We start from the raw sequence: 22,649 nt of genomic DNA, 5'->3' as shown, positions 1-22,649 counted from the left end.
CCAATGGTGCACATCAACTGGGCTGCCCTCGGCAGCGTCTCACTGGTCGCGCTCGTCGCGGTCGCCGTCGTCACCACGCTGTTCGCCGTTGGCGTCCGCAGCCTCGCCACCCACACGACGGCGCGCGAGGGCGGGCAGAGCGGCGTGGGCGGGCTCACGACCGCGCTGCTGTGCTTCGCCGCGTGCCTCGCCGTCGTGGGCTACGGCATTTTCCTGATCGTCGCGCGCTGACGCTGGAGCAAGGGACGTTTACTACGGGTGCCATCGGGGTTGGGGTTGGAGTAAACATCCCTTGCTCCACCTCCCCAGCCCCTCAGCCGGTCAGATCGCCGGGAAAGTCCCCGCCGGGGAGCAGGCCGGAGAGATAGGCGACGCGCGACGGGTTGTCGAGCATCGGCACGATCAGGGGAAGCGCGTCTTCGGGGAGGATCTCCAGGCTGGCCTCGATCGTCGGTTCCGGTAGGTGGTCGAGGAACCGTGCGATGGTGATCCAGTCCTCGCGACGGCTCAGCTCGGCCGCGACCGCGAGGACCACCGGCTCGGGCATTCCCGAGATGATCCCGGCGGCCCGCCGCGGGTCCAGTTCGGCCGCGACGTCGGCGAGGAAGTCCGGCGACAGGCGCTTCGCGATGTCGATGCCCCGAGGTGGTTCCACGAGGCCCGCGATGCGGGCCGACAGCAGCGGGCCGAACGAGCGCTCCGCCATCCGGGCGAGGATGGGGCTCGGCAGCAGTCTGCTGCCCGCGGCCATTTTCTCCAGCGCCCCCCGGTGTGCGTCGAACAGCCGCCCGGTAACCCGCTCCCGCAGCGCCCGCAGATCCGCCACCGGCACTTGGCCGAGATAGCCGAACCGGTCCGGCGGGGCCCCCAGCAGGCGGGCGAGTTTGACGATCTCCGCTTCCTGTGGCGTCACAGGCCCATGGCTTTCCGCACCGCGGGGCGCAGCAGTGCCGGGATGTGGCGCATCGCCTCGTCGCCAACTCGCGACAGCGCCGCGGCCTGCCGTCGGTGCGCTTCGCGCAGCGCCTCTGCAAGGTCCTGTTTGTGCTCCTCCGGCAGCGCCTCGACGCCGTCGGGCAAGGACCCGAGAAGTCCGGCCAGGGTACGGTCGCTCATCGCACGATCATCTCACCTGTCTACCGTTTCGCCCATGACCGTGAACACCCCCTCGGGCCCGTCCGACATCGAGACGGCAACCATCCGCGTGGGCGATCTGGACGCCTACCTGGCTCGTCCAGTGGACGGCTCGGCGCAGGGCATGCTGCTGCTGCCGATGATCACGGGTATCGGCGCGCAGGTCCGCGACTACGCCGAAACCATCGCCCGCACCGGCGTCACCGCACTCACCTGGGACACCTGGCACGGTGTGAGCAGCGACGACACCGGAATGCCCGCGCTTCAGGCGAAGCTCGCCGCGCTCCAGGACGACGTGGCGCTGGCGGAGCAGAAACAGCTCCTGGACCACCTGCTCGGTGAACTCGGCTGCACGAAGGCCGGGGTCATCGGCTGGTGCCTCGGTGGCCGGTTCGCGCTGATCCTCGGTGGGCAGGACGACCGCCTGGCCGGTGTGGTCGCCTACCACCCCACGGTGCCCGGCACACCTCCGCCGAACCACAAGGTCGACGCGGTGGCGCACACCGCGCGGATCAAGGCGCCGGTGATGATGCTCTACCCCGGCGCGGACGCGGCGGTGCCGCTCGAAAGCTTCCAGCGGCTGCAGACCGCTTTGCAGTCCAGGGAAACGGGCGCGAGCATCGTGCACGTCTACCCGCACGCCGAGCACGGCTTCAGCGACCGCAAGAAACACCGGAACCCGGTCAACGCCGAGGCTTTCGCGCTTTCCTGGCCGCAGGTGCTGGAGTTCATCCGGGTCACCACCGCCTGAACCTAGCGCCGCGTGGTGCGGCGGGTGGCGGTCGCGGTCAGCGGGTCCTCCGGCCACGGGTGCTTCGGATACCGCCCGCGCAGCTCCGCCCGTACCGCCGGATAGCCCTGCCGCCAGAAGGACCGGAGGTCGCTGGTGACGGCGGCGGGACGCCCCGCCGGGGACAGCAGGTGCAGGACCACCGCGACACCGGCCACGCGCGGGGTGTCCAGCCAGCCGAAGGTCTCCTGCAGTTTCACCGGCAGCACCGGCTTGCCCGAGCCGTAGTCCAGGCGGATACGGGAGCCCGAGGGAACCTCGATCCGGTCCGGGGCGAGCTCTTCGAGCCGTGCTGCCTCCGGCCACGGCAGCAGACGGCGCAGCGCGGCCGCGGTGTCGATCCGGGCCAGATCCGCGCGCCGCCGTGCCGTCCCCAGTTCCGGCAACCACTCGTCGAGACGGGCCAGCAGTTCGTCGTCGTCCACCCCGGGCCACGGCGGGCCCAGCACCTCGTGCAGGAAGGCCAGCCGTTGCCGCAGCCGTTCCGCCTCAGGCGGCCAGGGCAGCAGGCCGAGCCCCTCCTTGCGCAACCCTTCCGCGAGCGCCGCGGACACCCGGCCGGGATCCGGCTCGGGTAGCGGTCGCTGCCCGAGCGTGATCGCCCCGAGCCGCCGCACCGACCGGGCGAGGACGTCCCCGCCCGACCAGGCCACCTCCTCGGCTTCGGACAGCAGGTTCGGGGCGGCCCTGGCGGCCAGCTCGGCGTCGGCCCGCGCGGCGAGCCGGATCACGCCGTGCGCCCGTCCGGGATCACGGGTGGCCTCGGCAACGGCCAGCCATTCCACGTCGCCGAGGCCGCTGCCGGCGGGCAGTTCGGCCGCCGTGCCTCCCGCCATCAAGTAGACCGGTGAGCCCTTCTCGCGCCGTCGCGCCAGGCGTTCGGGGTAGGCCAGGGCGACCACCAGCGCCGGATCCGGGCGATCCGGTCCGCCCCGCACCAGCTTGGCCAGCCGCCGGACCTCGGTGCGCCACCGCTGGTCTCCGGCGGCGGACAGCCTGCGCAGTTCCGCCTCCAGGTCGGTGAGCGTCGAGCCGGTGTCGAGCAGGGCCACCACCTCGGCCGCCGGGCGAGCACCGACCTCGGCGGCCCCGTCCAGCAACGCGCGAGCCAGCCGCGGATGAAGGCCCAGCTCGGCCATGTCCCGGCCGCGTCCGGTCACCGTGCCGTCGGAGGCGACCGCGCCCAGGGTGCGCAGCAGTTCCCGGGCAGCGGACAGGGGGCCTTCCGGGGGCGGGTCCCACCACGACAGCCCGCTCCCGTCCGGAGTCGACCAGCAGGCCAGTTCCAGCGCCAGCCGGGAGAGTTCCGCGGTCCGGATCTCCGGTTCCGGATAGGCGGGCAGCGTGGCCTGGTCGTGGTGCGCCCAGCACCGGTAGGCGACGCCGGGCGCCTCGCGGCCCGCCCGGCCTGCCCGCTGCTCGGCCACCGCCGCGGACACCCGCACCGTGGCCAGGCCGGGCAGGCCACGGCGATGGTCCACGCGCGGAACCCGGGCCTGGCCGGAGTCGACGACCACCCGTACTCCCGGCACGGTGAGGCTGGATTCCGCCACCGCGGTGGCCAGCACGACACGTCGCCGGGAGCCGGGCCGCAGCGCGGCGTCCTGGCGTGCCGCGGGAAGCCTGCCGTGCAGCGGCAGCACATCCACTTCGGACACCTCGCCCAGCAGTCCCGAAACCCGGCCGATCTCACCGGCGCCGGGCAGGAACGCCAGCACATCCCCGTCCGCCTCCGCCAGTGCCCGGCGCACCGTGCGGGCGACGGCGGATTCGATCCGCTCGTCCCGGGCCGGGGGCTGGTAGCGGAGCTCGACGGGGAAGGTCCGGGCGTGCGCGGTGATCACCGGCGCGGAACCGAGCAGCGAGGCGAGCTTGTCCGCGGCCACGGTCGCCGAGGTCGCGAGCAGCCGCAGGTCCTCGCGAAGACCCGCGCGCACGTCGAGAAGCAGCGCCAGCAGCAGATCGGCGTCGAGATGCCGCTCGTGGCACTCGTCGAGCACCACGGTGTGCACGCCGCCGAGTTCGGGATCGCCCTGCACCCGCCGCACGAGCAGCCCCGAGGTCACCACCTCGATCCGGGTGCGGGCGGACACCTTGCGATCGCCCCGGACCGAGTAGCCCACCGTCTCCCCGACGGGTTCGCCGAGCAGGGCGGACATCCGGGCCGCCGCGGCGCGCGCCGCGAGCCGTCGGGGTTCGGCCACCACGATGCGCCCCTGTGCGTGTTCGGCCAGCGCGAGCGGGACGAGCGTGGTCTTGCCGGTGCCCGGCGGTGCGACGAGGACCGCGGTGCCGTGGGCCGACAGGGCAGCGTCGAGTTCGCCGAGTACCGCTCGGACGGGGAGGTCGGGCAGGTTCATCGTTCGGTCACGGTAGGTGGTGCGGGAAGGGGATAGCCGGAGGGGCCGATCGTGGCCTTCAGCGCGGTCAGCCAGGCTCCACTGTCGATCATCCGCTGGATCGCGCCCGCCACGGCCGCGCGGCCCTCCGGATCGTTCCGGCGCAGGCCGACGCCGTACCGCTCCTGTGAGAAGGGCTTGCCCACCACCTTCAGCAATTCCGGGTTCTGGGTGACGTAGCCGGCCAGGATGACGCCGTCGGTGGTCACCGCATCGACCTGGCCCGCCAGGAGTGCGGTCACGCAGTCCGGATAGCGCGGGTACTCGACCAGCCGCACGGCCTTCGCGAACCGGTTCTTGACCTCTTGGGCGGGAGTCGAGCCCGCCACCGAGCACAACCGGCGCCCGTCGAGCGATTCGGGGCCGCCGATCGTGGTGTCGGAGCGGCGCACCAGAAGGTCCTGGCCCGTTTCGAAGTAGGGCCCGGCGAAGGCGATGAGCTGCTCGCGTTGCGGCGTGATGGAGTAGGTCGCGACGACCAGATCGACCGCCCCCGAGGTGAGATCCGTCTCTCTGGTCGAGGACATGGTTTCCCGCCAGACGATCTCCGAGGGCTTCACGCCGAGCTGCCCGGCGAGATAGGTGGCGACCTCCACGTCGAATCCGACGAACCGGCCATCGGGGGTGTGTTCGGCCAAACCTGGCTGGTCGAAGCGGATCCCGATCACCAGACGGCCGTCGTCGGCCTTGCCCAGCAGCGTGCCAGGGGCGTGCCGGGAACAGGCGGTGAGCCCGCAGAGGAGCGCGACAACGATCATCACTCGGACGAGGGGCACGGGCGACTCCCTCCCGCTGGGGCGGCGATACTTCACCGCGCTCTGAAGGACCCGCGGATAGCCTAGGAGTGTGTTCCGCCCTTCCCAACCCGTGCTCGATGTCGCCGGGACTCTGGTTCGCCTCGGCCTCGCCGCGGTCTGGCTGGTGTCCGGGTCGATCAAGATCTCGGACCCCGGGCAGACGTACCTCGCGGTGAAGGCCTACGAGATCCTGCCGTCCGCCCTGGTACACCCGGTGGCCACGGCCCTGCCGCTGCTGGAGCTCGCGCTCGGTGTGCTTCTGCTGGCGGGGTTGCTCACCCGGATCACCGCGGTGGCCTCGGCGGTCCTTCTGGTGCTGTTCATCGCCGGGGTCGCCCAGTCCTGGGCGCGCGGGCTGACCATCGACTGCGGCTGCTTCGGCGGCGGTGGCCAGGTGACGCAAGGGCAGACGCAATATCCTCAGGAGATCGCTCGTGACGTCGGCTTCCTGGTGCTGGCCGGCTGGCTGATCCTCCGGTCCAGGACACGGCTCGCCGTGGACGGCTGGCTCCATGCCGGAGAGCGGGAGCCCGCCCCGGACGAGCCGGTGAGCGAAGCAGAAAGGATCTGATCAAGTGGGTGGAGCGGAACGTTCCGTGCGCAAGCGCCAGCAGCAGTCGGCGGGGGCGAGGGCGGTGGCCCAGGCGCGCGGTTCCGCCGGCGGCAACCGGAGGGTGATCGTGGCCGTGGTCGCCGTGGTGGTGCTGGCCGCGGTCGTCATCGGTGGCGTGCTCTGGACGAACGCGTCGAAGAACAACACCGCGGGCCAGGCGATCCCGCCGCAGACCACCGGCGCTTCCCTGGACAATCCGGCCGAGCGGCAGGGTGTCGTGGTCGTGTCCGGGAAGGCCGACGCCAAGGTCAAGGTCGACATCTACGCCGACTTCCTGTGCCCGTACTGCGGGCAGCTGCAGAAGGCCTACGGCAGTCAGATCGAGCAGCAGATCAAGTCCGGGAACCTGCAGGTCAGCTATCACATGATCCCGCTGCTGAACAACCGCTCCGACCCGCCCGGCTACTCGCTCGACTCGGCCAACGCCGCCCTGTGCGCCGCCGACCAGGGCAAGTTCACCCCGTTCCACGACAGCCTGTTCGCCAGCCAGCCCGAAGAAGGCAAGCGCGGCTACGACAAGGCACAGTTGACGAAGCTGGGCCAGGACCTGGGCATCACCGCGCCCGAGTTCGGCACCTGCGTCAACAACGGGACCTACGACCAGCAGATCAACGCGGCCTTCCAGCAGTTGTCCCAGGACCCGTCGTTCCAGGGCACACCCACCGTCCTGCACAACGGCACGCGGGTCGACTGGACCGACCCGAACTGGCTGACCAACCTGGTGAACCAGGCGTGACGCGAGCGGGGGTCCGCGGTTGCGGACCCCCGCTGCAACACTGGTTCGAGGGTGTTGTAACGTATACGCAGACGGACACGGAGTCCACTCCGGTCTCGGGGCTATGGCGCAGCTGGTAGCGCACCTCACTGGCAGTGAGGGGGTCAGGGGTTCGAGTCCCCTTAGCTCCACAGTTTTCATGATCGCCCGGCACTGCGGTTTCCGCAGGCCGGGCGCTGTTTTTTGGTCCACCGAAAATTGGTCCATTGTGGACCGCTGTCAAGTTACCGTTCAGTAGGTGGAGCAAAACTGGAGCAGTGCATGACCCCGTTTCAAATGGGGTCACCCAAAACTGCTCCAGCCTGGTCACCCGGCTGGGTGTTGTTTGGCAGAATCTTTCTGCGGCGGCTCTGCGTGCGTCGTTCGCTGTGCCGACCAGGTCATGCCGTTCTGTCTCCGAACCACTCCCGTTCTCCCTGCAGCCGCGTATCCGCCACGGGTCCCCACCGCCTTGTGGAAATGGCTTCGCCGCCGGGATCAGTGGCTCGCTGGTGAACGTCGACGGGGCCGGGACACGGCCGGGGCGGAGCCCCGGGGGTCGTTAATCGTTCTGCCTTGGTTGGCCGGGTCGTGCAGACTGGCTGGGATTGAGGGCGCTGTGAGCGGTTGGGGGTCGGATGTTCGAGGCGTGCGAGCGCGACGGGTTTTGCCTGATGGGCGAGCGGCTGTTGTTGCGCGACTTCGTCGCCTCGGATGAGTTGTCTGTGCATGCGTTTGCCAGCGATCGTGAGGTGACTCGCTACACCGGTTGGGGTCCCAACAGTGCTGAGGACACTCGAGTGTTCCTGCGTGGCGTGTTGGCGCAGGCGCGCAGTGCGGAGCGGTCGGAGTTCAATCTCGCTGTGGTCGAGCGGGATTCGGGTCGGCTGGTGGGGTCCGCCGCGCTGCGGGTGACGAGTCGCGAGCATGCTCGTGGCGAGTTGGGTTACGTCTTCCACCGAGAGGTCTGGTCGCGGGGATACGCGACCGAGGCTGGTCGACTGCTTCTGCTGTTCGGCTTCGAGCGCTTGGGGCTTCGACGTATCGCGGCGACATGCCGCCCGGAGAACGTGGCCTGCGCGCGTGTGCTGGAGAAGATCGGTATGCGGTGTGAAGGCAGGCTGCGCAGTCACGTGTTCCTTCGTGGGACCTGGCGGGACTCCGTGCTCTACGCGGCGATCAACGAGACGGCTGGGAGCTGAGAGAGCGCCGTTGCGGTGCCACTATCCCGCGCTGCCGAAGCCCCCTGGTGGCCATCCGTTGCCGCGCGGGGTGGCTGGCATGGTTAAGGCGGTGGACTGCTCGTGCGTCGTGTCGCTCGGTGGCCCGAGTACAAAGTGTGAACTACCCCTTGGCCCTGATCATCGGCGCTTTCGCGAGCGTATTGCTCAGCTGACGCCGCCGGGCTCACGTCGATGCAGTGTCTTTCGGTAGATCGAACCAGCACACGTCTCCGAGCGAGGGTTCAACCCCGTCGCGGAGCATCGCGGCTACTTCCGTTTCGATCCGTTCGGCCGACTCCGTGGGGCTGGTCGGCCAGGGTGTGAACCCGTCCGCTTCGGTGAGCGTGCCGGGGACGATGGCGCCTTCCCGGACGAACTGCGCCGCGGCCTGTCCCGCCTTGTTCAGGAGGTCGTCACTTGATCCGGTGACGTCGCGCACCATGCCCATCAGTTCGGCGAAGTAGATCCAGTCGTCTTCGGCGGCTTCAAGAAGCTGAGTTCGCAACTCCTCCAGCATCGCTAGTCCCACCCCTGTGTGTTGACGTGGATCTTCAACGACCACCCGCCTGGCGCTGTGATGTCGATGGTCGGTTCCACTGTAGTCTTTGACTTCACTCGGTAACCGATCCTGGTTCCGTCGGGGAACAACAGCACGGAGCCCGCGTAGGTTGGTGCTTCGATCTTCTGACCACCCGCCGACAGGGCGGCGAACAACTCGTCCAGCTCTTCGAGTGAACGAACCTCCCGGATGGGGCGCTTCTTCGGTTTGGCCGGTGCGCGGCCGATCAACTTGCCCGCGTCGCGCGCGTGTTCGGCGGCGTTCTTGCCCTGCCACTGACCGGCGACGGCCGCTGGGCGGCCCTTGCCCGCGCGGGCCGGGGCGGCCTGTGCGGCTGGAGGGGGCAGGTTTCCTTGGGGTGGGCTTGCGGCAGTGCTGTCCGCGCCAAGACCCTGCAGGTAGCCCTGCACGGCATTCGTCGCGCTTTCCAGGCCTTGGTGCCGATCGGCGATGGCCTGTTGGGCCTCGGAAACCGCTGCCAGGGTTTGGGCGGCCAGCGGGTTGGGAGAAGTCTGCCAGACCTGCGTGAACAGCTGGCTGGATTCGTCGAGCAGACTGTTGGCGTCGGTGAGATGGGCTCGTGCGTTGCCGATCAGCTGGAGCGCCACATGAAGCTGCGCGATCACCTCGCCCAGTGACGGCATGCGTTTTCACCTCGGCCCGGAGGTCTTGTCAAGGGTTCTGGACGCCGGCCCATGCGGCGAGGCGCGCGACCGGATCCGTCCGCCGGCGAGCCCGTGCCAGTGTCCGGATGGTCTCGTGGACCATCGGGTGGTACTTCGTCTGCTGCGGCGAGATTTCCTTGGCCCGGTAGAGGCTGCGGGTGGCCTTGTCGAGGTCACCGTGCAGCAGGAAACCACGCGCGACATCGATCCAGTGGTGGCCGGCACGTTCGCGTTGGGTCTGGGGTGGGATGTCGAACCGTTGGGCGCGCTTGACCGCCTCGGTGCCGTCCATTGCCTCGACCGCGAGACCGACGGACCAGATGTTGACGTTGGTCGGGCCGAAGCAGAGGCGGTAGTCGTCCCGGTCAGCGCCGAGCCGTTGGGCCGCTTCGTTGGCCTCGTTCCAGTGCGCGTCGGCGGTGGCCAGGTCGCCGGCCCGGGCGGCGGCCAAGCCGGACTTGAGGTGGAGGCTGCCCCACACGGCGAGGGTGGGCGCGTCGTTGCTCGAGATCTGGTCGGCGATGCGGGCGCGGCTCTGTTCGAGCAGTCGGAGAGCGCCGTTCCAGTCGGCCGCGCCGATCATCTCGCCCGCGCGTTGATAGTCGCCGACCAGGATTGCCAGTTCGTCGCCGCTGCGTTCGGCGGCCCACTCGTAACGGTCCACGGCCAAGGAGGCCAGGTCGATGTATCCGAGCTTGTAGGCAGCCTGGCTGGCCGCGTAGTAAGCCTCGGTCAGCAGCCAGTAGGCCCGTTCCTGCTCGGCCCCGGTCGTACTCCACACTTGGGCGCGCAGCTCGGCGAGCAAACCCGGAAGCTCGCTACCCAGAGCATCGAGGTTGACCGCGTGATGATGGTGTGATGCCAGGGCAACCGCTTTCGCTAGATCGTCCAGCGAGCGTGGTTGCACGCCCTCGTCGGGTGCGACGTTGTGCGCGGCGAGTTCCCTCCTCAACGGCGGGATCGTGGCATGAAGCCGGTGTTCAGTGCGAGTGCGTTGCGCGAATGGTTGCCCCAGTAAATCCGCGACACCGGTATTGAGCGCACGTGCTACGGCGGCGACGAAGGCCGGGGAGGCGGGCGCGCGGCCTTGCTCGACCTTGCGCACCGGCGATGCGGACACGTTGGCCCTGCTGGCCAACTGGTTCTGCGTCAGACCAGCCAGCTTGCGCCATTCGGCAACTCGTTGCGCGACACCGCTTTCCGCCTCGTCCATGAGGTTGCCCCTCCATCCGTCAGTGGCGTCCCGGACTCAATGTTACGGAACAGACTCGGCGCGACCAGGACGTTCACCCGCTTCTTGTAAGGGATGTGCACGCGATGGAGAAGGAACAGCGCCGACAGATGATTCCGTTCCTCGACCGCTGAAAACACTCCGTTCGCTCAGCTCCTCGGCCCGAACGGTTACGAAGCGGTAGTGGCCTGTCGGGAGCGTCTACCCCGGCAGCTTCATTGAGATGGCGCCAGAGGTCGTCACTGACCTCGCAGTACCCATCCGTTTCGTCGACGCCACCCGCATCGCCGACAACCAGCCGTCGTGGTGGATCAGCGCACAGGCCCTGCACGGTCAGCCCGGCACTGTGGCTCGCGCACTGCTCGACCAGGCGCACGAGGCCGCACCCCGGCCTGGGTTTTCGTCGATGGTCGCGTCGCCTGGGAGGCGTTCACGACCTACGTGCTGGCCCGATCGCCTCACCCTGCCAGTGTCGGCGGGCTCACGGCTGGGGCATCGGCGTGGCCGTGGCCGACAGCGTCGCTGTTGTGCTGCCCGATGGGTCTTCTCGCCGCGGGGTCCCGTAAAGGCCCCCCGTTCACGCCGCCGCGGCTTCGGCCGCCAGTCGGCGGCCGCGGTCGAGGCGGCGCAGTCCCAGTGCGCAGAGGCTGCCGAGCAAGGCCAGCCCCAGCCAGGGGATCTCCGGCCATCCGGCCGCACGTGCCAGGTCGAACACTGTGCCGGTGCCGAGGTTTCCCAGCAGGATGCCCACGCCGACGATGGTGTTGTAGAAGCCGTAGTGTGTGGCCACCAGTCGTTCGCCCGAGAGGCGGACGACGGTGTCCATTTCGAACGGGAACACCGCGACCGTGCCCAGTGCCAGCATCCCGGCGGCTGCGACGAGAGCGATGGCGGCCGGGATCGAGCCGGCGCGGGCCGCGATCACGGGTGCGACGAAAGCCAGTGCCATCAGGGCCATGCCGATGACCAGGCAGGTGCCGGGGGAGAACCGTGCCTTGAACCAGCCCGTGACCTTCAACTGCCCGGCGAGGGCAAGCACTCCGGAAACCGCGAACAGCCCGGCCACGAGAGCGTCCCCCGCGGTCGCCGAGCCGGCGACGCGTCGCGCTTCCATCGGTAGTGCGAGGTAGGTCTGGAAGGACAGCACGTAGGAGCCGGTCATCACCAGGGCGAAGAGCATGAACGTGCGGTTGGAGGCCACCGTCCGCCATTGGGCGAGTATGGAGCTCCGCTTTCCGGAGTTCCTCATCGCCCATGGAGGAAGCGCTCGAAGTTGAACGAGGGTGAGGACGGCGAACACCGCGGCCGCGACCAGGCAGGTGAGGCGGAAGTCGACAGCGGTCAGCGCCAGCCCGACGAGAGGGCCGGCGAGGATCCCGCCCTGGTAGAACACGTTGAACACGGCGAACGCCTCCAGCCGCCGCGGCCCGGAGTCCTCGGCGAGGTAGGCGCGGACCGCGGGGTTGAACAGGGCTCCGGCGAACCCCGTGGCCGCGGAGGCGACGATGAGCGCGGGCAGTGAGCCGACCACGCTGAGCAGGGCGAATCCGGCGGTGCGCAACAGGCAGCCCGCGACGATGAGCGGCTTGTATCCGAAACGGTCCGCGAGTGTGCCGCCGAGCAGGAACATGCCTTGCTGGGAGAAGTTCCGCACGCCGAGTACCAGCCCGACCGCCCAGCCCGCCAGTCCGAGCGGTCCCGAGAGGTAGGTGGCGAGGTAGGGCATGAGCATGTAGAAGCCGAGGTTGATGGTGAACTGGTTGACCATCAACAGCCGGGTCGGCCTGCCGAATGAGCGGAACCGCTGGGCCAGGTGCGTCATCGGTTGCCTTCCTTGACCAGGAAAGCGCCCGACGAGGCGGGAGCGAGGACCTCGCGGCACCTGGTCCACCGGGTGACCGCTTGCTCATCGGGATGGGCAATGGTCTCCGGTTCCGCTGGGGGCGGTGTGTCGAGCAGGCCGTGGCGGGCGCAGTAGTCGTCGTTGTAAACGGTGTCGAAGTAGCGGTGCGGCCCGTCGGGGAACACCGCGGCGATACGGACGTCCGGGTCGTGCGTGCGTGCCACCCAGCCTGCGACGAGCGCGACGGCGCCCACGCTCCACCCGCCGGTGGCGTGGTGGGTTGCCGCGAGGCGGCGGCAGGTCCACACCGCTTCGTGCGGGGCGACCCAGTGCACTTCGTCGAAGGCGCCGTAGTCGACGTTGCCGGGATGGATACTGGAACCGAGGCCCCGCATGAGGCGGGTGGTGGCGGGCTGCCCGAAGATGGCCGAGCCGATCGTGTCCACGCCGATGAGTTTCACGTGCGGGAAATGGTGTTGCAGTGCACGGAACGTTCCGGCGGAGTGGCCGCCGGTGCCGACCGAGCAGACCAGGATGTCGATCCGGCCGAGCTGGGCGGCCAGCTCATCGGCCAGTGTCGCGTAGGCGGCGACGTTGTCCGGGTTGTTGTACTGGTCGGGGCACCACGCCCCAGGCTGCTCGGCAAGCAGGCGCTCGACGCGGTCGCGGCGGGCCTGCTGCCAGCCACCCACCGGATGCGGCTCGCTGACCAGTTCCACGCGGGCGCTGTAGGCGGTGAGCATGCGCCGCACGATCGGTTCCATGCCCGGGTCGGTGACCAGGGTGACGGGGTGGCCGTAGACGCTGCCGGCCAGGGCGAGTCCCAGGCCGAGGGTGCCGCTGGTGGACTCGATGATCGGGTCGCCGATGGCGAGCTGACCCCGGTCCCGGGCCTTGGCGACCATGTGCAGTGCTGGCCGGTCCTTCATCCCGCCGGGGTTGAAACCTTCGAGCTTGGCCCAGAATCCACGGCCCGGGTCGCCGGCGGCGTCGATCCACAGCACCGGCGTATTGCCGACGGCGCGAGCCAGCGAGTGGCAGCACGGGCCGGAGTTGAGCAACTGAGCGGGGGCAGGCAGAGTGCATTGCTGGGGTAGGACGTTCATCGACCTTCGATCTCTCGCTGATTGCGGGCATGACCGGCTGCGCCGCCTTCGAAGGACAAGCCTCGGCAGCGGGCGCTGAAAGCGCGATCAGATGCGCAACACGCCGAGATCGAGAAGATGTCTCCGCCCAGCTTGGTCCGCTGGGCGCACCGGCGCGGCCGTGCTCACCGGCGATCGCACCGGGACGCCAGACGCGGCGGGCGGGATGGGTTCGACGGCGAGTTGTGCGGTCTCACCGCCGGACCGGGTCGTGACGGAGGCCGCCTGGGGGTGGTTCAGATGAGCGTCGTGTTCACCCGCTGGCGATTGTCCGCCGGAGGGGCTCGCGCCCAGCAGGATGGCGTGGCCGACGGGAACGGCGCCTTCCGACCCGGCCTCCGGGTGAAGGACGGCGCCGATCAGCAGCCCCAGCATCACCAGGACGATGACGGCCCGACAACGGGTAGCCGAACGGACACGCACGGTGGCGAATCTAGCAGAACCGGGGCTTCGGCCCGAGAGGCACCGGTCGGCCAGTCGCTCCAAGGTGTGAGCGGCCGGGGCGAGCGTGCGCGGGTGCCAGGAGGACGGCAGCGGGACGGTGAAGGTCCAGTCATGCCTTCCCGTGCCTAGCCGGGGATGGCACACAGGTACTGATGGTCGCCCTCAGGGTGGCGGCGTGCGTCCCTGCGGTAGAGGGCGTGCCCAGCGCATGGGCACCCGGGACGAAGCCTTGGCCGTCGGCACCGGCGGTTCAGCGCCCTTCTCCGGTACCCGGGTGCGCGGCGCCGGAGCGCAGAACCTCCAAGCGCCGCCGGTACTCGTCCTCGTCGATCTCACCGCGGGCGAACCGTTCCGCCAGTGTCTGCTCGGGTGTCTGACCGGGAGTGTGCTGCTGCGTCCCCGTCGCGGGCTCCTGGTGTCGTGAAGTGCGCCCGGTGTGGCGGACCAGGGCGACGATTCCCGCGATCACCGCACCCCAGAACAGAACCATGGCCAGCATCGAAAGCCCGTATCCCCAGCCACCCATGCCGTAACCGCCCCAGAACATCATCGCAGGCCTCCTGATCGCTCGATCGCCGATGCTTCGAGGCTTCCCCGCTTCCGGCCACGCCCGGCACGGGCCCAAGTGCGTCTGCCGCCGTCAGCGCCAACCCCACCTCGTCCGCGGCTACTTCCAAGCCCCCACACCACCTACACAATCAGACAGATGGGTCAGTGCGGTGGTAATCAGTTTGATCCAGGCCAAGTGTGTGGCGAACCGGAGCTGGGTTTGCCGTGCTTGACGGGTGAGCCGGGCGGCGGCGGAGAACAGCCGCAGGCACAGACGTTTGGGTTCCCAGCGGCTTGCGTCGTGCCCATGCAGGGCGAGCAGTTGCAGCCAGGCGAGATCGGGCAGCTGGCCGCGGGAGGTGTTGGTGGCGAACGCGGTCAGCCGCAACCCGTTGCGGTCGGTGAACCGCAGTTGCGCGCCGGGGTGCGGGCGTTCGGCGAGCACGATCACACGCATCCCGGGCGGCCAGCCGGTGAGATCGATCAACCCGGTCAGCTCGGCCACCCACGCCCCATCCCGGACCTTGCCGTCGGCCTCGTAGGCGGGTGTCCACACATGCTCAGGGATCTTCTCGACCGCGGCGGCGGTGAGCGTGGTGAGGGTGAACCCGACCGAATACTGCAACCGACGCTGCTGGCAGTAGCACACGAATTCGCGAGTTCCGCCATCGGAATCAGTGCGCACCAACACTTTCCTGTCTACCCGATGCCCAGACTGCAACGGCAATCGCGCCAACGCAGCCGCCAACACCTGCTGGTGGTCAGCAGCGGTGTTGGAGCCGGCGTTGCCCGGCCACAACATGATCACCAGTGGTGCGCCGGTGCCTTCGACACGTGGTCAGCCCACGCACCCAGCGGATGAAACCCGTACCCCCGCGCCCTTGGCGCCGATAGCGCGATCGGGGCCGCGCTGCGTCAGGGTTTGCCAACTGCCGCCAACCGGCTGGCCGTAGCAGTCCAGGACGAATCTGATTTGGCCGCCGCTGGATTGCTCCAGACGGGTGGAGTTACGGAAAGCTGTTGAGTGGCAACGAACAGTGGTTTTAAGTGAGAGGGGACCAGCAGGGGGGTGCCATGGGGACGTCCACGAAGTTGCCTGGCCCGGTGGGTGGTTCGTGGCGAGCGGCCCGAGGCGCACTGACGCGTTCCCTGATCGAGGTTGAGCGCGTCGTGGCCGGGACGGCGTCCTCCAGGCGAGATGGTGAGACCTCCGCGGGCGGAGCGGTCGGAGCAGTGCCGGGACCTGTCGAGCGGTGGCAGGACGTGGAGGCTGCCCGGCATGCTTCCGCGTTCTTGGCGGCGCTCGAGTCGGAGCTGCGCGCGGACACTGCCGCGTTCGGTTTGGTCGAGACCGGCCGAAAAGTGGGGGGCGGTCTGGTGGATGTGGTGGAGGCGCTGAGTCGTGAGGGGCCGGTGGCGCTCGGGCCGCTGGCGGGCACCACGGCGGACGAACGGGCGGAGCTGTTCGTGAGCCGCTTCGTCGCGCGGACCGCGGGCCAAGGTGGTGTGCTGACCGATGCGGTCGCGCGGCGCGCCGCTGCGCAGGCCGCCGAAACGTTGTTGACCAAGCATCCGGTGTTGCGGCACGCGGTCGAAACGGGCACTGACGCGGCCGCGACACCGATCGAGGACGGCTTGTTCTGCGAGATCTACAGGTTGTTCTTCGCCGATCTGGTCACGGGGTTCCTCGCGACCGTGATCGCGGGAAAGATCACTCTGATGGTTCCGGTACTGCCCGTCCTCGACCCCGCGGGAAAGATCGTAAACTGGCTTGCCGGGAAGGTGGTGGAGATGGTTCCCACTCCCTGCCAGGAGAAGGAGAAACGCGACGACGGGTTGTCTGTGGTCGACCTGGGACGTGAACTCGCCCGAGACGCCATCCTGCGTGCGTTCGGCATCGATGGCGGGAACCCATGAGTGGCGCAGTGTTTCGGTTCGACTTCGCGGCGCAGGCGCCGTCATCCAGTCGGCGTGGGTGGATCTCGTTGACCGAGGGGGACTTCCGCAGCACGCTCACGAGGGTCCGGTCGGCGGTGCAGTTGGCGAGCGACTCGACGCCGATCTGGGCGGAGGATCTGCTGACGCTGGCTCGAGCCGTGTTTTTGGCGGACAAACGAGCCCTACGTGCTCGGGCGGCTGACCGTTGGACCCGGGACATCGAGCTGGTAGTCCAGATCATCGAGCCGGGCTTTTGGTACGGGGAACCGCTGTCGCTGCTGAACCGGGTGCTCCAGGTCATGACCGGCGACCGGTGGCTTGTCAGCGTCCGGGCCGGAGCGAGACCGATCGATGGTCAACAGCGCGCGTTCGCGGGGTGGCGGGCCGAGGAGGCCGCCCTGTTCTCCGGGGGGCTCGACTCGGGCGCCTACGCGGCACGCCGGGTCCGCGACGGCACTCGGCGTCTGCTGCTAATCGGGCACGATCACGCCCGCGGATCCGTGCCACAAATCGAGCTGTGCCACCACATCGACGCCATCCGGCCTGGCGCCGTCCGCCTGGCACGGGTTCGCGATGAACCGAGAAAGGTCGACGGGGGACTGGAGCCGAGTACCCGGTCGCGAGGATTCCTGTTCGCCGCGACGGCCGTTTATGCGGCGTCCGCGCACCGCTTGCAGGTGGTCGCGATGCCCGAGAACGGACAGGTGGCCCTGAACCCGCCCTTGACGCCGGGCCGGATCGGGGCAAACTCGACACGGTCGGCCCACCCGTGGGTGCTGGCGGAGATCAACCGGCTGATCGCCGTGGTCGGCGGCGAAATCCGGATCGAGAATCCCTATCTCGGTCTGACCAAGGGCGAGGTATGCGAGCAGGCGACGACGGCCGGACTGTCTCCCGATGCGCTCGCACGCACGGTGAGCTGCGGCCATCCTCCGGCAGTGCGGGGTCGCTTCGGCAACTGTGGCTACTGCTTTCCCTGCCTCGTCCGTCGATCCGGGCTGCGGGCCGCCCTCGGCCAAGACCCGACAGACTACAGCCGCACGCTCACCGAGCTGGATACACCTGCGATGGTGCAGCACGTGAGCGATCTATGGCAATGGATCTCCCGCCCCTTCACAGTGCGCGACCTGATCGTCGATATGCCGTTGCCCGACCATGTCTCGCCGCGCGCACTGATGCCGGTACTCGATCGAGGGCGGCGGGAAATCGATGACATGCTCGACGATGCAGGCTTTCCGCCGACCGGGTACCGGCCCGAGGCCGTCCCGGATCAGGCGCCGGGAGGCAAACACATCGGCACACTCAGCAGGCCACACCGCTGATCGCCGTCGCACTTGCTTGGCTAATGCATGCAGACGATGACGCCAAGTTCGTCGCGACAACCCAGACCGCAGAGCGGTCACATCGCCTGTACAAGGCTCGGTCGCGCTGGGTCGACGCCCCTATAGGGAAGCCCGAACCGCGTGCAGTTGGTTCGGCTGGTCGCCCTGCAGAGGCTGAGGGTCGAGGCCATCGCCGCTGGTTCCGATCACATCGAGGCTGACGCGCTGGCGCGGCAGATCGGGCTCTATCGCTCGGCAGTGCCGATCGGGATCACCCAAATCGCCGACCGCAGCAGCGAAACCATGCGCAAACACAACGCGCTGGCCCGCAGACTGCGTGACCGGCAAGACAAGCTGCGACAGAAGGTGTCCGGCTGCCTACGCACCCTCACCGGGGCCAAACAATTCTGCGCGATCCGCAGCTACCTCTCCACCGCCGCAAAACACGGCAAACATCTCTTCGACGTCCTCGTCATGCTCACCGAGCTCGGGCACAGCGCGGCCGTGCCACTGCGGATGCTGGGCAGCTGGGTCGAGGACAACATCGACAGTGCCGCACGTGCCGGGGCGTCGGCGGCGTCCTGCGCGAGCGAGACCACGACGAACCGCTGACAGCACCGCAGCACTGGCGCCTCCGGAGCGGTTCACCCTGCCGGTTCCTTTCCGCGGTGGCCGCGGTCTACCTGGTCAAGGGGCGGCCCGCTGAAGAGGTCCGCCGTGATGAGGCAAGGATCAGATCGCCGTGAGCGGCATCGTCGTGCTGGCCCCGACCGCGGTCATCCTGTTCGGCTTCCCGGACCCGCTGGTCGACTGAGCGACGGGATCAGCGGCTGATCGGGTCGGTGCGGGCCCAGCGTTGACGCAGCCAGAGGCTGACATAGACGAGGGCGACCAGCACCGGCACTTCGATCAGCGGCCCCACGACCCCGGCCAGCGCCTGTCCGGAGGTCACGCCGAACACGCCGATGGCGACGGCGATGGCGAGCTCGAAGTTGTTGCCCGCCGCCGTGAAAGCCAGCGTGGTGGTCCGGGAGTAGTTCAGCCCGATCGCCTTGCCCAGTGTGTAGGAGCCGGCCCACATGATCGCGAAGTAGACCAGCAGTGGCAGGGCGATCCGGGCGACGTCCAGCGGCCGTGCGGTGATCGTGTGTCCCTGCAGGGCGAAGAGCACCACGATGGTGAACAGCAGGCCGTACAGTGCGATCGGGCCGACCTTGGTCAGGTACTTCGCCTCGTACCACTGCCGCCCCTTGGTCTTCTCCCCGACGCGGCGGGACAGGTAGCCCGCGAGCAGTGGGATCCCGAGGAAGATCAGCACGCTCTTGGCGATGGTCCAGGCGTCGACATCCAGCGCCGCGGTGTCCAGCCCGAGCCAGCCGGGCAGGATCTGCAGGTAGAACCAGCCCAGTACCCCGAACATGATGACCTGGAACACCGAGTTCAGCGCCACGAGCACGGCCGCGGCTTCCCGGTCGCCGCAGGCGAGGTCGTTCCAGATGATGACCATGGCGATGCAGCGGGCGAGGCCGACGATGATCAGGCCCGTACGGTATTCCGGCAGGTCGGGCAGCAACAGCCACGCCAGGGTGAACATCAGCGCGGGGCCGACGAGCCAGTTGAGCACGAGCGAGGCGATCATGGTGCGCTTGTCCCGGGTGACGGTGTCCAGCCTGTCGTAGCGGACCTTCGCCAGCACCGGGTACATCATCAGCAGCAGGCCCAGCGCGATCGGTAGCGACACTTCGCCGACCTTCACCGCGTCCAGCACCCGTTGCAGGCCGGGCACGAAGCGGCCCAGCAGGACACCGGCGACCATCGCCGCGCCGATCCACACCGGCAGGAACCGGTCCAGGAACGACAGCCGCTGCAGCACGGCGTCGTCGGCGGCCGCACTCTTGGTCTCGGTCGTCTGGCTCAACAGGGCCTCCTGAGATCGGAGTGGACACGGGCGCGTTCGGCGAGCGCGGACAGGGAATCGGCGGCGTGCTGGACCGCGTCCGGCCGCAGCCGGTAGTAGGTGTAGCGGCCGTGCGGCTCGGTCTCCACCAACCCGGCCTCCCGCAACTGGCGCAGGTGATTGGAGACGTTGGTCTGCCGGGCGCCGGTGGCCTCCACCAGATGGCAGGTGCACAGCGCCTCGTCGGCCAGCAACTCCAGGATGCGGGCCCGCAACGGGTCGGCCAGCACCCGCAACGCATCAGTATCCAGTGACATCAGTATCTAATGATATATTGAAGAAGCCGATGCCCGGCCTGCCCGAGCCGGTGAAATCGGTCGCAGTGGGCGCGGGCATCCGGTCCCGGAGCATCCCGCGGAGGGTGACTCACCGTCGGCTGCGTCTCGGCCTGCCTCGGCGGGAACGCCGAGTTCGGCGAGCGGGCCGCGGACGCGGCGTTCGATGGTCTCGCCGCTCAGGATCCCGTCGAACTCGCGGCGCAGGTTCGCCTGACGGTGCGCAGGGCGTGCCGTTGGTCCCCGGAAAGGTCGTCGCGGTGGAAGGTGGTCATCGCGTGTCTCCTGAAGGAGGGACGGCGGCCGCCAGGCGGGTGACCCGGTCGGTGAGTTCGTGCAGGGCGTGGTCGAAGGCGTCGTCGGTGTCGGCGCGGACGGGATCGGGCACCGACCAGTGCAGCCGGTCGGGCGCGGCGGTCCCAAGGTGCTCGTGCGCGGTGTCGCACACCGCGACCACCAGGTCGCGGGGTCGCAGCACGTCGTCGATGTGTGTGGTGCGGGTTCGCGGCAAGGACAGGCCATGCGCGCGGGCGACCGCCACCGCGCGCGGGTGAACGCGCGGCGCCGGGTCGGTACCGGCGGACGTCGCGGGCACGCGGCTGTGCCGCTTCCACAGCGCGGCCGCAAGTTGCGAGCGCGCCGAATTCCGGGTGCACACGAACACCACCCGGGGCGCGGCGCGCACCCCGGCCGGCGCCAGGCCGGTCAGTGCGGCCGGCTTCAGCCGGAGGTAGGTACGCCGGTGGTCGCCCTCGGACCGGGACCGTTCGATCACACCGGCCTGCTCCAGCAGCTTGACGTGATGCGCGAGCAGGTTGCTGGGCAGGCCCAGATCGCGGCCGAGTTCGCCGGGCGAGGCGTCCCCGAGTATCAGGCGATCCACGATCGCCAGCCGTGCGGGCTCGCCCAGCGCGGCATGCACCTGGGCTCGCGACACTACCGAAGAAACCCACTCAGTATTCATTGAGTCAATGCTGACTGAGTTGATCTGGTGGTGTCAACCCGGGCAGCGGCCTGGGAACAGCTACACGAGCGACCGGGCGGTGCCACCGGCAACCGGGAGGGCAGGGGCGCGCCCGTCAGGGAATGCGCGTGCCCCCGGACCAGGTTTCGTCAGCCGCAGCATCCCGTGCCGGACGCCGCCTGCTCCTTCGGCGCGGCACCGCCGGAACCGGCTTCAGCCGTGCCGCAGCATGCCTGCGCCTTCGCGTCGTCCTCGAACTGCGGCGCGGTGCCGAAGGTGTCGCTGTCGGCCAGCACCGTGTAGACCTCCCAGCGTTCGGAATCCGGCGCGGTGACCCACACCTTGTCCTGAGTGGCGAAGCAACACGTGGTCGCGATCTGCTCTTCGGTGAACATCCCCGCCTGCGACAGGCGCTCGATCTCGGAGTGGACCTGCTCGGAGGTCTCCACCTCGACTCCGAGGTGGTTGACGCTGCCGCCGTGGCCGGGATTCTCGATCAGCACGAGCTTCAGCGGCGGCTCGGCGATCGCGAAGTTGGCATAGCCGGGCTTGCGCTTGGCCGGTTCGGCCTTGAACAGCGCCGAATAGAACCGCACCGCCTGCTCAAGATCATCGACATTGAGCGCGAGTTGAACACGGGACATGACGGCAACCTCCGCTTGTGAGACATATGTCGAAAAGCTGACCTCGCTGAGTCTGCCACCTTTTCGACATATGTCAAGAAGTCGAGTAAGGTCATGACCATGCCTAAGGCACTGCCCGTAATCGACATGTCCACCCCGGTCTGCTGCGCCCCTGTCGCCGCCGCGCCGATGGACGATGATGCTGCCCTGGAAGTGGCACTGCGGCTCAAGGCGATCGCGGATCCGGTCCGGGTGAAGTTGCTGTCACTGCTGCTGACCAGCCCCGCGGGTGAGGAGAACGGTGGCGACCTCGCCGGTTCGGTCGGGCTCTCCGAATCCACGGTAAGCCATCACCTTGGCCAGCTTCGCAAAGCGGGCATGGTCGAGTCCGAACGGCGCGGCATGAACGTCCGCCACCGTGTCCGCCGCGAAGCCCTCGCCGCCCTGTGTCTGGTACTCGACCCCAACTGCTGCCGCTGAGGACTTTGTCCGCTTGCGGCGTTTCTGTCGGCGCTGGTTGACGCCCTCTGCTCGCTCACCCTTCATTGAGTCAATTAGTGTTGAGCAGTCTTGGGCTGGTGGTACCGGTACGTGCGGCGCCGGCAGCCATGACCGGGACGACCACGCGACGGAGGAACATCATGACCGACACCACCGCGACAAGGCACAAGCCATCGGTGCTGTTCGTATGCGTGCACAACGCCGGACGCTCGCAGATGGCCGCCGCCTGGCTGACTCATCTGGCCGGGAACCGCGTCGAGGTCCGTTCCGCCGGCTCCAAGCCCGCGGACCAGGTCAACCCGGCGGTGGTCGAGGCGATGCGGGAGGTGGGTATCGACATTTCCGCCCAGACTCCGAAAGTCCTGACCCACGAGGCGGTGCAGGAGTCCGACGTGTGCGTGACGATGGGCTGCGGCGATGCCTGCCCGGTCTTTCCCGGCAAGCGCTACCTGGACTGGCAGCTCGACGACCCGGCAGGGCAGGGCGTGGCCGCCGTTCGCCCGATCCGGGACGAGATCAAGACCCTGGTCGAGGGCCTGATCGCGGAGATCTCACCCGCGACCGCGGCGTGACCCCCGCGAGCGCGCAGCCCGGTGTGATCACCGGCAGCCATATCCGTGACCTCGTCAACGACATCGGCAGCATATGGTCGCTTCCGCCTGGGCGGACCCGTCGTTGCGGCGGGATGTCGGCATGACCGTCGCGGTCCGCTGGTTCCAGGCCGAGAAGGCCGCGCGCGCCCGGGCGGTGACCATCCTCGGTTCCCTGACCGAGCTGGTTCTGGCTTGCCCGTGGCTCGACGATCAGGAGCGCGATCACCGTGGGGAGGTCACCCCCGACCGGAGTCGCCTGCCCGGACCAGACCGTAGTCGCGGTCGGCGCCGCCGTGCGGCCGCTGGCCACGTGGATCGCGGTGTTGATCG

At 68.8% G+C, this 22,649-nt stretch carries 25 protein-coding genes, 1 tRNA gene and 1 pseudogene; 11 read left to right on the top strand and 16 right to left on the bottom strand.

Annotated elements, in window-relative coordinates:
- The first annotated feature begins 3 nt into the window (after window positions 1-3).
- Complete coding sequence (locus ORV05_RS27840) at window positions 4-231, top strand: hypothetical protein (protein ID WP_268754964.1); 228 nt, start codon at window positions 4-6, stop codon at window positions 229-231.
- An 82-nt stretch (window positions 232-313) separates the two neighbouring features.
- On the opposite strand, the gene ORV05_RS27835 is transcribed toward ORV05_RS27840, so the two are convergent.
- Both ORV05_RS27835 and ORV05_RS27830 read right to left on the bottom strand, forming a co-directional pair.
- On the bottom strand, window positions 314-913 hold the full coding sequence (locus ORV05_RS27835; protein ID WP_268754963.1) for a hypothetical protein: 600 nt from the start codon (window positions 911-913) through the stop codon (window positions 314-316).
- Window positions 910-1,116, bottom strand: coding sequence for a hypothetical protein (locus ORV05_RS27830; RefSeq protein WP_268754962.1), 207 nt, complete (start codon window positions 1,114-1,116; stop codon window positions 910-912). Before ORV05_RS27830 ends, ORV05_RS27835 begins: the two co-directional genes overlap by 4 nt.
- A 34-nt stretch (window positions 1,117-1,150) precedes the next feature.
- Between ORV05_RS27830 and ORV05_RS27825 the strand changes: the two genes are divergently transcribed.
- Window positions 1,151-1,885 (top strand): dienelactone hydrolase family protein, encoded by a 735-nt coding sequence (locus ORV05_RS27825; protein WP_268754960.1) that lies wholly within the window; start codon window positions 1,151-1,153, stop codon window positions 1,883-1,885.
- 2 nt (window positions 1,886-1,887) lie between these two features.
- Here ORV05_RS27825 and hrpB read toward each other — a convergent pair whose 3' ends face one another.
- Together hrpB and ORV05_RS27815 are read right to left on the bottom strand one after the other, a co-directional pair.
- Window positions 1,888-4,284: an ATP-dependent helicase HrpB gene (hrpB, locus tag ORV05_RS27820; protein WP_268754959.1), complete on the bottom strand. Its 2,397-nt coding sequence runs from the start codon at window positions 4,282-4,284 to the stop codon at window positions 1,888-1,890.
- Window positions 4,281-5,099: a glutamate ABC transporter substrate-binding protein gene (locus tag ORV05_RS27815; RefSeq protein ID WP_268754958.1), complete on the bottom strand. Its 819-nt coding sequence runs from the start codon at window positions 5,097-5,099 to the stop codon at window positions 4,281-4,283. Before ORV05_RS27815 ends, hrpB begins: the two co-directional genes overlap by 4 nt.
- A gap of 70 nt (window positions 5,100-5,169) precedes the next feature.
- On the opposite strand from ORV05_RS27815, the gene ORV05_RS27810 reads away from it, so the two are divergent.
- The 4 genes from ORV05_RS27810 to ORV05_RS27795 all read left to right on the top strand — a co-directional run bounded on the left by ORV05_RS27810 (window position 5,170) and on the right by ORV05_RS27795 (window position 7,689).
- A complete protein-coding gene (locus ORV05_RS27810) occupies window positions 5,170-5,691 on the top strand; it encodes a MauE/DoxX family redox-associated membrane protein (protein ID WP_268754957.1) in 522 nt (173 codons plus the stop codon).
- Between the two features lie 4 nt (window positions 5,692-5,695).
- Complete coding sequence (locus ORV05_RS27805) at window positions 5,696-6,469, top strand: DsbA family protein (protein ID WP_268754956.1); 774 nt, start codon at window positions 5,696-5,698, stop codon at window positions 6,467-6,469.
- A 97-nt stretch (window positions 6,470-6,566) separates the two neighbouring features.
- Window positions 6,567-6,639: transfer RNA gene (locus tag ORV05_RS27800), tRNA-Ala, on the top strand.
- Between the two features lie 486 nt (window positions 6,640-7,125).
- Window positions 7,126-7,689, top strand: coding sequence for a GNAT family N-acetyltransferase (locus ORV05_RS27795; RefSeq protein WP_268754955.1), 564 nt, complete (start codon window positions 7,126-7,128; stop codon window positions 7,687-7,689).
- 205 nt (window positions 7,690-7,894) lie between these two features.
- On the opposite strand, the gene ORV05_RS27790 is transcribed toward ORV05_RS27795, so the two are convergent.
- From ORV05_RS27790 to ORV05_RS27755, 8 genes and pseudogenes are all read right to left on the bottom strand, one after another.
- Complete coding sequence (locus ORV05_RS27790) at window positions 7,895-8,227, bottom strand: hypothetical protein (RefSeq protein WP_268754954.1); 333 nt, start codon at window positions 8,225-8,227, stop codon at window positions 7,895-7,897.
- A 2-nt stretch (window positions 8,228-8,229) separates the two neighbouring features.
- Window positions 8,230-8,913, bottom strand: coding sequence for a hypothetical protein (locus tag ORV05_RS27785; protein WP_268754953.1), 684 nt, complete (start codon window positions 8,911-8,913; stop codon window positions 8,230-8,232).
- A 28-nt stretch (window positions 8,914-8,941) separates the two neighbouring features.
- Complete coding sequence (locus tag ORV05_RS27780; protein ID WP_268754952.1) at window positions 8,942-10,147, bottom strand: helix-turn-helix domain-containing protein; 1,206 nt, start codon at window positions 10,145-10,147, stop codon at window positions 8,942-8,944.
- A gap of 595 nt (window positions 10,148-10,742) precedes the next feature.
- Window positions 10,743-11,987, bottom strand: a complete 1,245-nt coding sequence (locus ORV05_RS27775; RefSeq protein ID WP_268754951.1) for an MFS transporter — start codon at window positions 11,985-11,987, stop codon at window positions 10,743-10,745.
- A complete protein-coding gene (locus ORV05_RS27770; protein ID WP_268754950.1) occupies window positions 11,984-13,114 on the bottom strand; it encodes a PLP-dependent cysteine synthase family protein in 1,131 nt (376 codons plus the stop codon). The genes ORV05_RS27775 and ORV05_RS27770 overlap by 4 nt, the downstream gene beginning before the upstream one ends.
- An 87-nt stretch (window positions 13,115-13,201) precedes the next feature.
- Window positions 13,202-13,528 (bottom strand): hypothetical protein, encoded by a 327-nt coding sequence (locus tag ORV05_RS27765; protein ID WP_268754949.1) that lies wholly within the window; start codon window positions 13,526-13,528, stop codon window positions 13,202-13,204.
- A 319-nt stretch (window positions 13,529-13,847) separates the two neighbouring features.
- Window positions 13,848-14,147 carry an SHOCT domain-containing protein gene (locus tag ORV05_RS27760; protein WP_268754948.1) on the bottom strand — a complete coding sequence of 100 codons (300 nt, stop codon included), beginning with the start codon at window positions 14,145-14,147 and terminating at the stop codon, window positions 13,848-13,850.
- Window positions 14,148-14,264: 117 nt separating this feature from the next.
- Window positions 14,265-15,022: pseudogene (locus ORV05_RS27755) on the bottom strand (transposase); the annotation flags it as partial.
- Window positions 15,023-15,409: 387 nt separating this feature from the next.
- On the opposite strand from ORV05_RS27755, the gene ORV05_RS27750 reads away from it, so the two are divergent.
- The 3 genes from ORV05_RS27750 (at window position 15,410) to ORV05_RS36545 (ending at window position 18,018) form a co-directional block, all read left to right on the top strand.
- Window positions 15,410-16,063: a hypothetical protein gene (locus ORV05_RS27750; RefSeq protein WP_268754947.1), complete on the top strand. Its 654-nt coding sequence runs from the start codon at window positions 15,410-15,412 to the stop codon at window positions 16,061-16,063.
- Window positions 16,064-16,131: 68 nt separating this feature from the next.
- Window positions 16,132-17,406, top strand: a complete 1,275-nt coding sequence (locus ORV05_RS27745) for a hypothetical protein (RefSeq protein WP_268754946.1) — start codon at window positions 16,132-16,134, stop codon at window positions 17,404-17,406.
- 141 nt (window positions 17,407-17,547) lie between these two features.
- Window positions 17,548-18,018, top strand: a complete 471-nt coding sequence (locus tag ORV05_RS36545; RefSeq protein ID WP_407652573.1) for a hypothetical protein — start codon at window positions 17,548-17,550, stop codon at window positions 18,016-18,018.
- A 211-nt stretch (window positions 18,019-18,229) separates the two neighbouring features.
- On the opposite strand, the gene arsB is transcribed toward ORV05_RS36545, so the two are convergent.
- The 4 genes from arsB to ORV05_RS27720 all read right to left on the bottom strand — a co-directional run bounded on the left by arsB (window position 18,230) and on the right by ORV05_RS27720 (window position 21,246).
- On the bottom strand, window positions 18,230-19,324 hold the full coding sequence (gene arsB / locus ORV05_RS27735; RefSeq protein ID WP_326938091.1) for an ACR3 family arsenite efflux transporter: 1,095 nt from the start codon (window positions 19,322-19,324) through the stop codon (window positions 18,230-18,232).
- On the bottom strand, window positions 19,321-19,620 hold the full coding sequence (locus ORV05_RS27730; RefSeq protein ID WP_268754945.1) for an ArsR/SmtB family transcription factor: 300 nt from the start codon (window positions 19,618-19,620) through the stop codon (window positions 19,321-19,323). The genes arsB and ORV05_RS27730 overlap by 4 nt, the downstream gene beginning before the upstream one ends.
- Before the next feature lie 289 nt (window positions 19,621-19,909).
- Complete coding sequence (locus ORV05_RS27725) at window positions 19,910-20,602, bottom strand: arsenate reductase/protein-tyrosine-phosphatase family protein (RefSeq protein ID WP_268754944.1); 693 nt, start codon at window positions 20,600-20,602, stop codon at window positions 19,910-19,912.
- Window positions 20,603-20,751: 149 nt separating this feature from the next.
- Window positions 20,752-21,246 (bottom strand): ArsI/CadI family heavy metal resistance metalloenzyme, encoded by a 495-nt coding sequence (locus tag ORV05_RS27720; RefSeq protein WP_268754943.1) that lies wholly within the window; start codon window positions 21,244-21,246, stop codon window positions 20,752-20,754.
- 99 nt (window positions 21,247-21,345) lie between these two features.
- Between ORV05_RS27720 and ORV05_RS27715 the strand changes: the two genes are divergently transcribed.
- Entirely contained in the window at window positions 21,346-21,705 is a 360-nt protein-coding gene (locus tag ORV05_RS27715; protein ID WP_268754942.1) for an Rv2640c family ArsR-like transcriptional regulator, read from the top strand.
- A 161-nt stretch (window positions 21,706-21,866) separates the two neighbouring features.
- A complete protein-coding gene (locus ORV05_RS27710) occupies window positions 21,867-22,298 on the top strand; it encodes an arsenate reductase ArsC (RefSeq protein ID WP_268754941.1) in 432 nt (143 codons plus the stop codon).
- The last annotated feature ends 351 nt before the right edge of the window (window positions 22,299-22,649 follow it).

Source organism: Amycolatopsis cynarae, from assembly GCF_026802195.1.
GTDB classification, from domain to species: domain Bacteria; phylum Actinomycetota; class Actinomycetes; order Mycobacteriales; family Pseudonocardiaceae; genus Amycolatopsis_E; species Amycolatopsis_E rhizosphaerae.
The sequence above is the reverse complement of the archived record's forward strand: the minus strand, read 5'-3'. Positions and strand labels throughout refer to the sequence as shown.

Bases quoted from the DNA above. Each gene is read 5' to 3' on its own strand.
- ORV05_RS27715 (WP_268754942.1), top strand. From the start codon at position 21,346: ATGCCTAAGGCACTGCCCGTAATCGACATGTCCACCCCGGTCTGCTGC.
- ORV05_RS27770 (WP_268754950.1), bottom strand. From the start codon at position 13,114: ATGAACGTCCTACCCCAGCAATGCACTCTGCCTGCCCCCGCTCAGTTG.
- ORV05_RS27765 (WP_268754949.1), bottom strand. From the start codon at position 13,528: ATGCTGGGGCTGCTGATCGGCGCCGTCCTTCACCCGGAGGCCGGGTCG.
- ORV05_RS27730 (WP_268754945.1), bottom strand. From the start codon at position 19,620: ATGTCACTGGATACTGATGCGTTGCGGGTGCTGGCCGACCCGTTGCGG.
- ORV05_RS27710 (WP_268754941.1), top strand. From the start codon at position 21,867: ATGACCGACACCACCGCGACAAGGCACAAGCCATCGGTGCTGTTCGTA.
- ORV05_RS27760 (WP_268754948.1), bottom strand. From the start codon at position 14,147: ATGATGTTCTGGGGCGGTTACGGCATGGGTGGCTGGGGATACGGGCTT.
- ORV05_RS27775 (WP_268754951.1), bottom strand. From the start codon at position 11,987: ATGACGCACCTGGCCCAGCGGTTCCGCTCATTCGGCAGGCCGACCCGG.
- hrpB (WP_268754959.1), bottom strand. From the start codon at position 4,284: ATGAACCTGCCCGACCTCCCCGTCCGAGCGGTACTCGGCGAACTCGAC.
- ORV05_RS27725 (WP_268754944.1), bottom strand. From the start codon at position 20,602: ATGAATACTGAGTGGGTTTCTTCGGTAGTGTCGCGAGCCCAGGTGCAT.
- ORV05_RS27830 (WP_268754962.1), bottom strand. From the start codon at position 1,116: ATGAGCGACCGTACCCTGGCCGGACTTCTCGGGTCCTTGCCCGACGGC.
- ORV05_RS27840 (WP_268754964.1), top strand. From the start codon at position 4: ATGGTGCACATCAACTGGGCTGCCCTCGGCAGCGTCTCACTGGTCGCG.
- ORV05_RS27795 (WP_268754955.1), top strand. From the start codon at position 7,126: ATGTTCGAGGCGTGCGAGCGCGACGGGTTTTGCCTGATGGGCGAGCGG.
- ORV05_RS27825 (WP_268754960.1), top strand. From the start codon at position 1,151: ATGACCGTGAACACCCCCTCGGGCCCGTCCGACATCGAGACGGCAACC.
- ORV05_RS27720 (WP_268754943.1), bottom strand. From the start codon at position 21,246: ATGTCCCGTGTTCAACTCGCGCTCAATGTCGATGATCTTGAGCAGGCG.
- ORV05_RS27780 (WP_268754952.1), bottom strand. From the start codon at position 10,147: ATGGACGAGGCGGAAAGCGGTGTCGCGCAACGAGTTGCCGAATGGCGC.
- ORV05_RS27785 (WP_268754953.1), bottom strand. From the start codon at position 8,913: ATGCCGTCACTGGGCGAGGTGATCGCGCAGCTTCATGTGGCGCTCCAG.
- ORV05_RS27790 (WP_268754954.1), bottom strand. From the start codon at position 8,227: ATGCTGGAGGAGTTGCGAACTCAGCTTCTTGAAGCCGCCGAAGACGAC.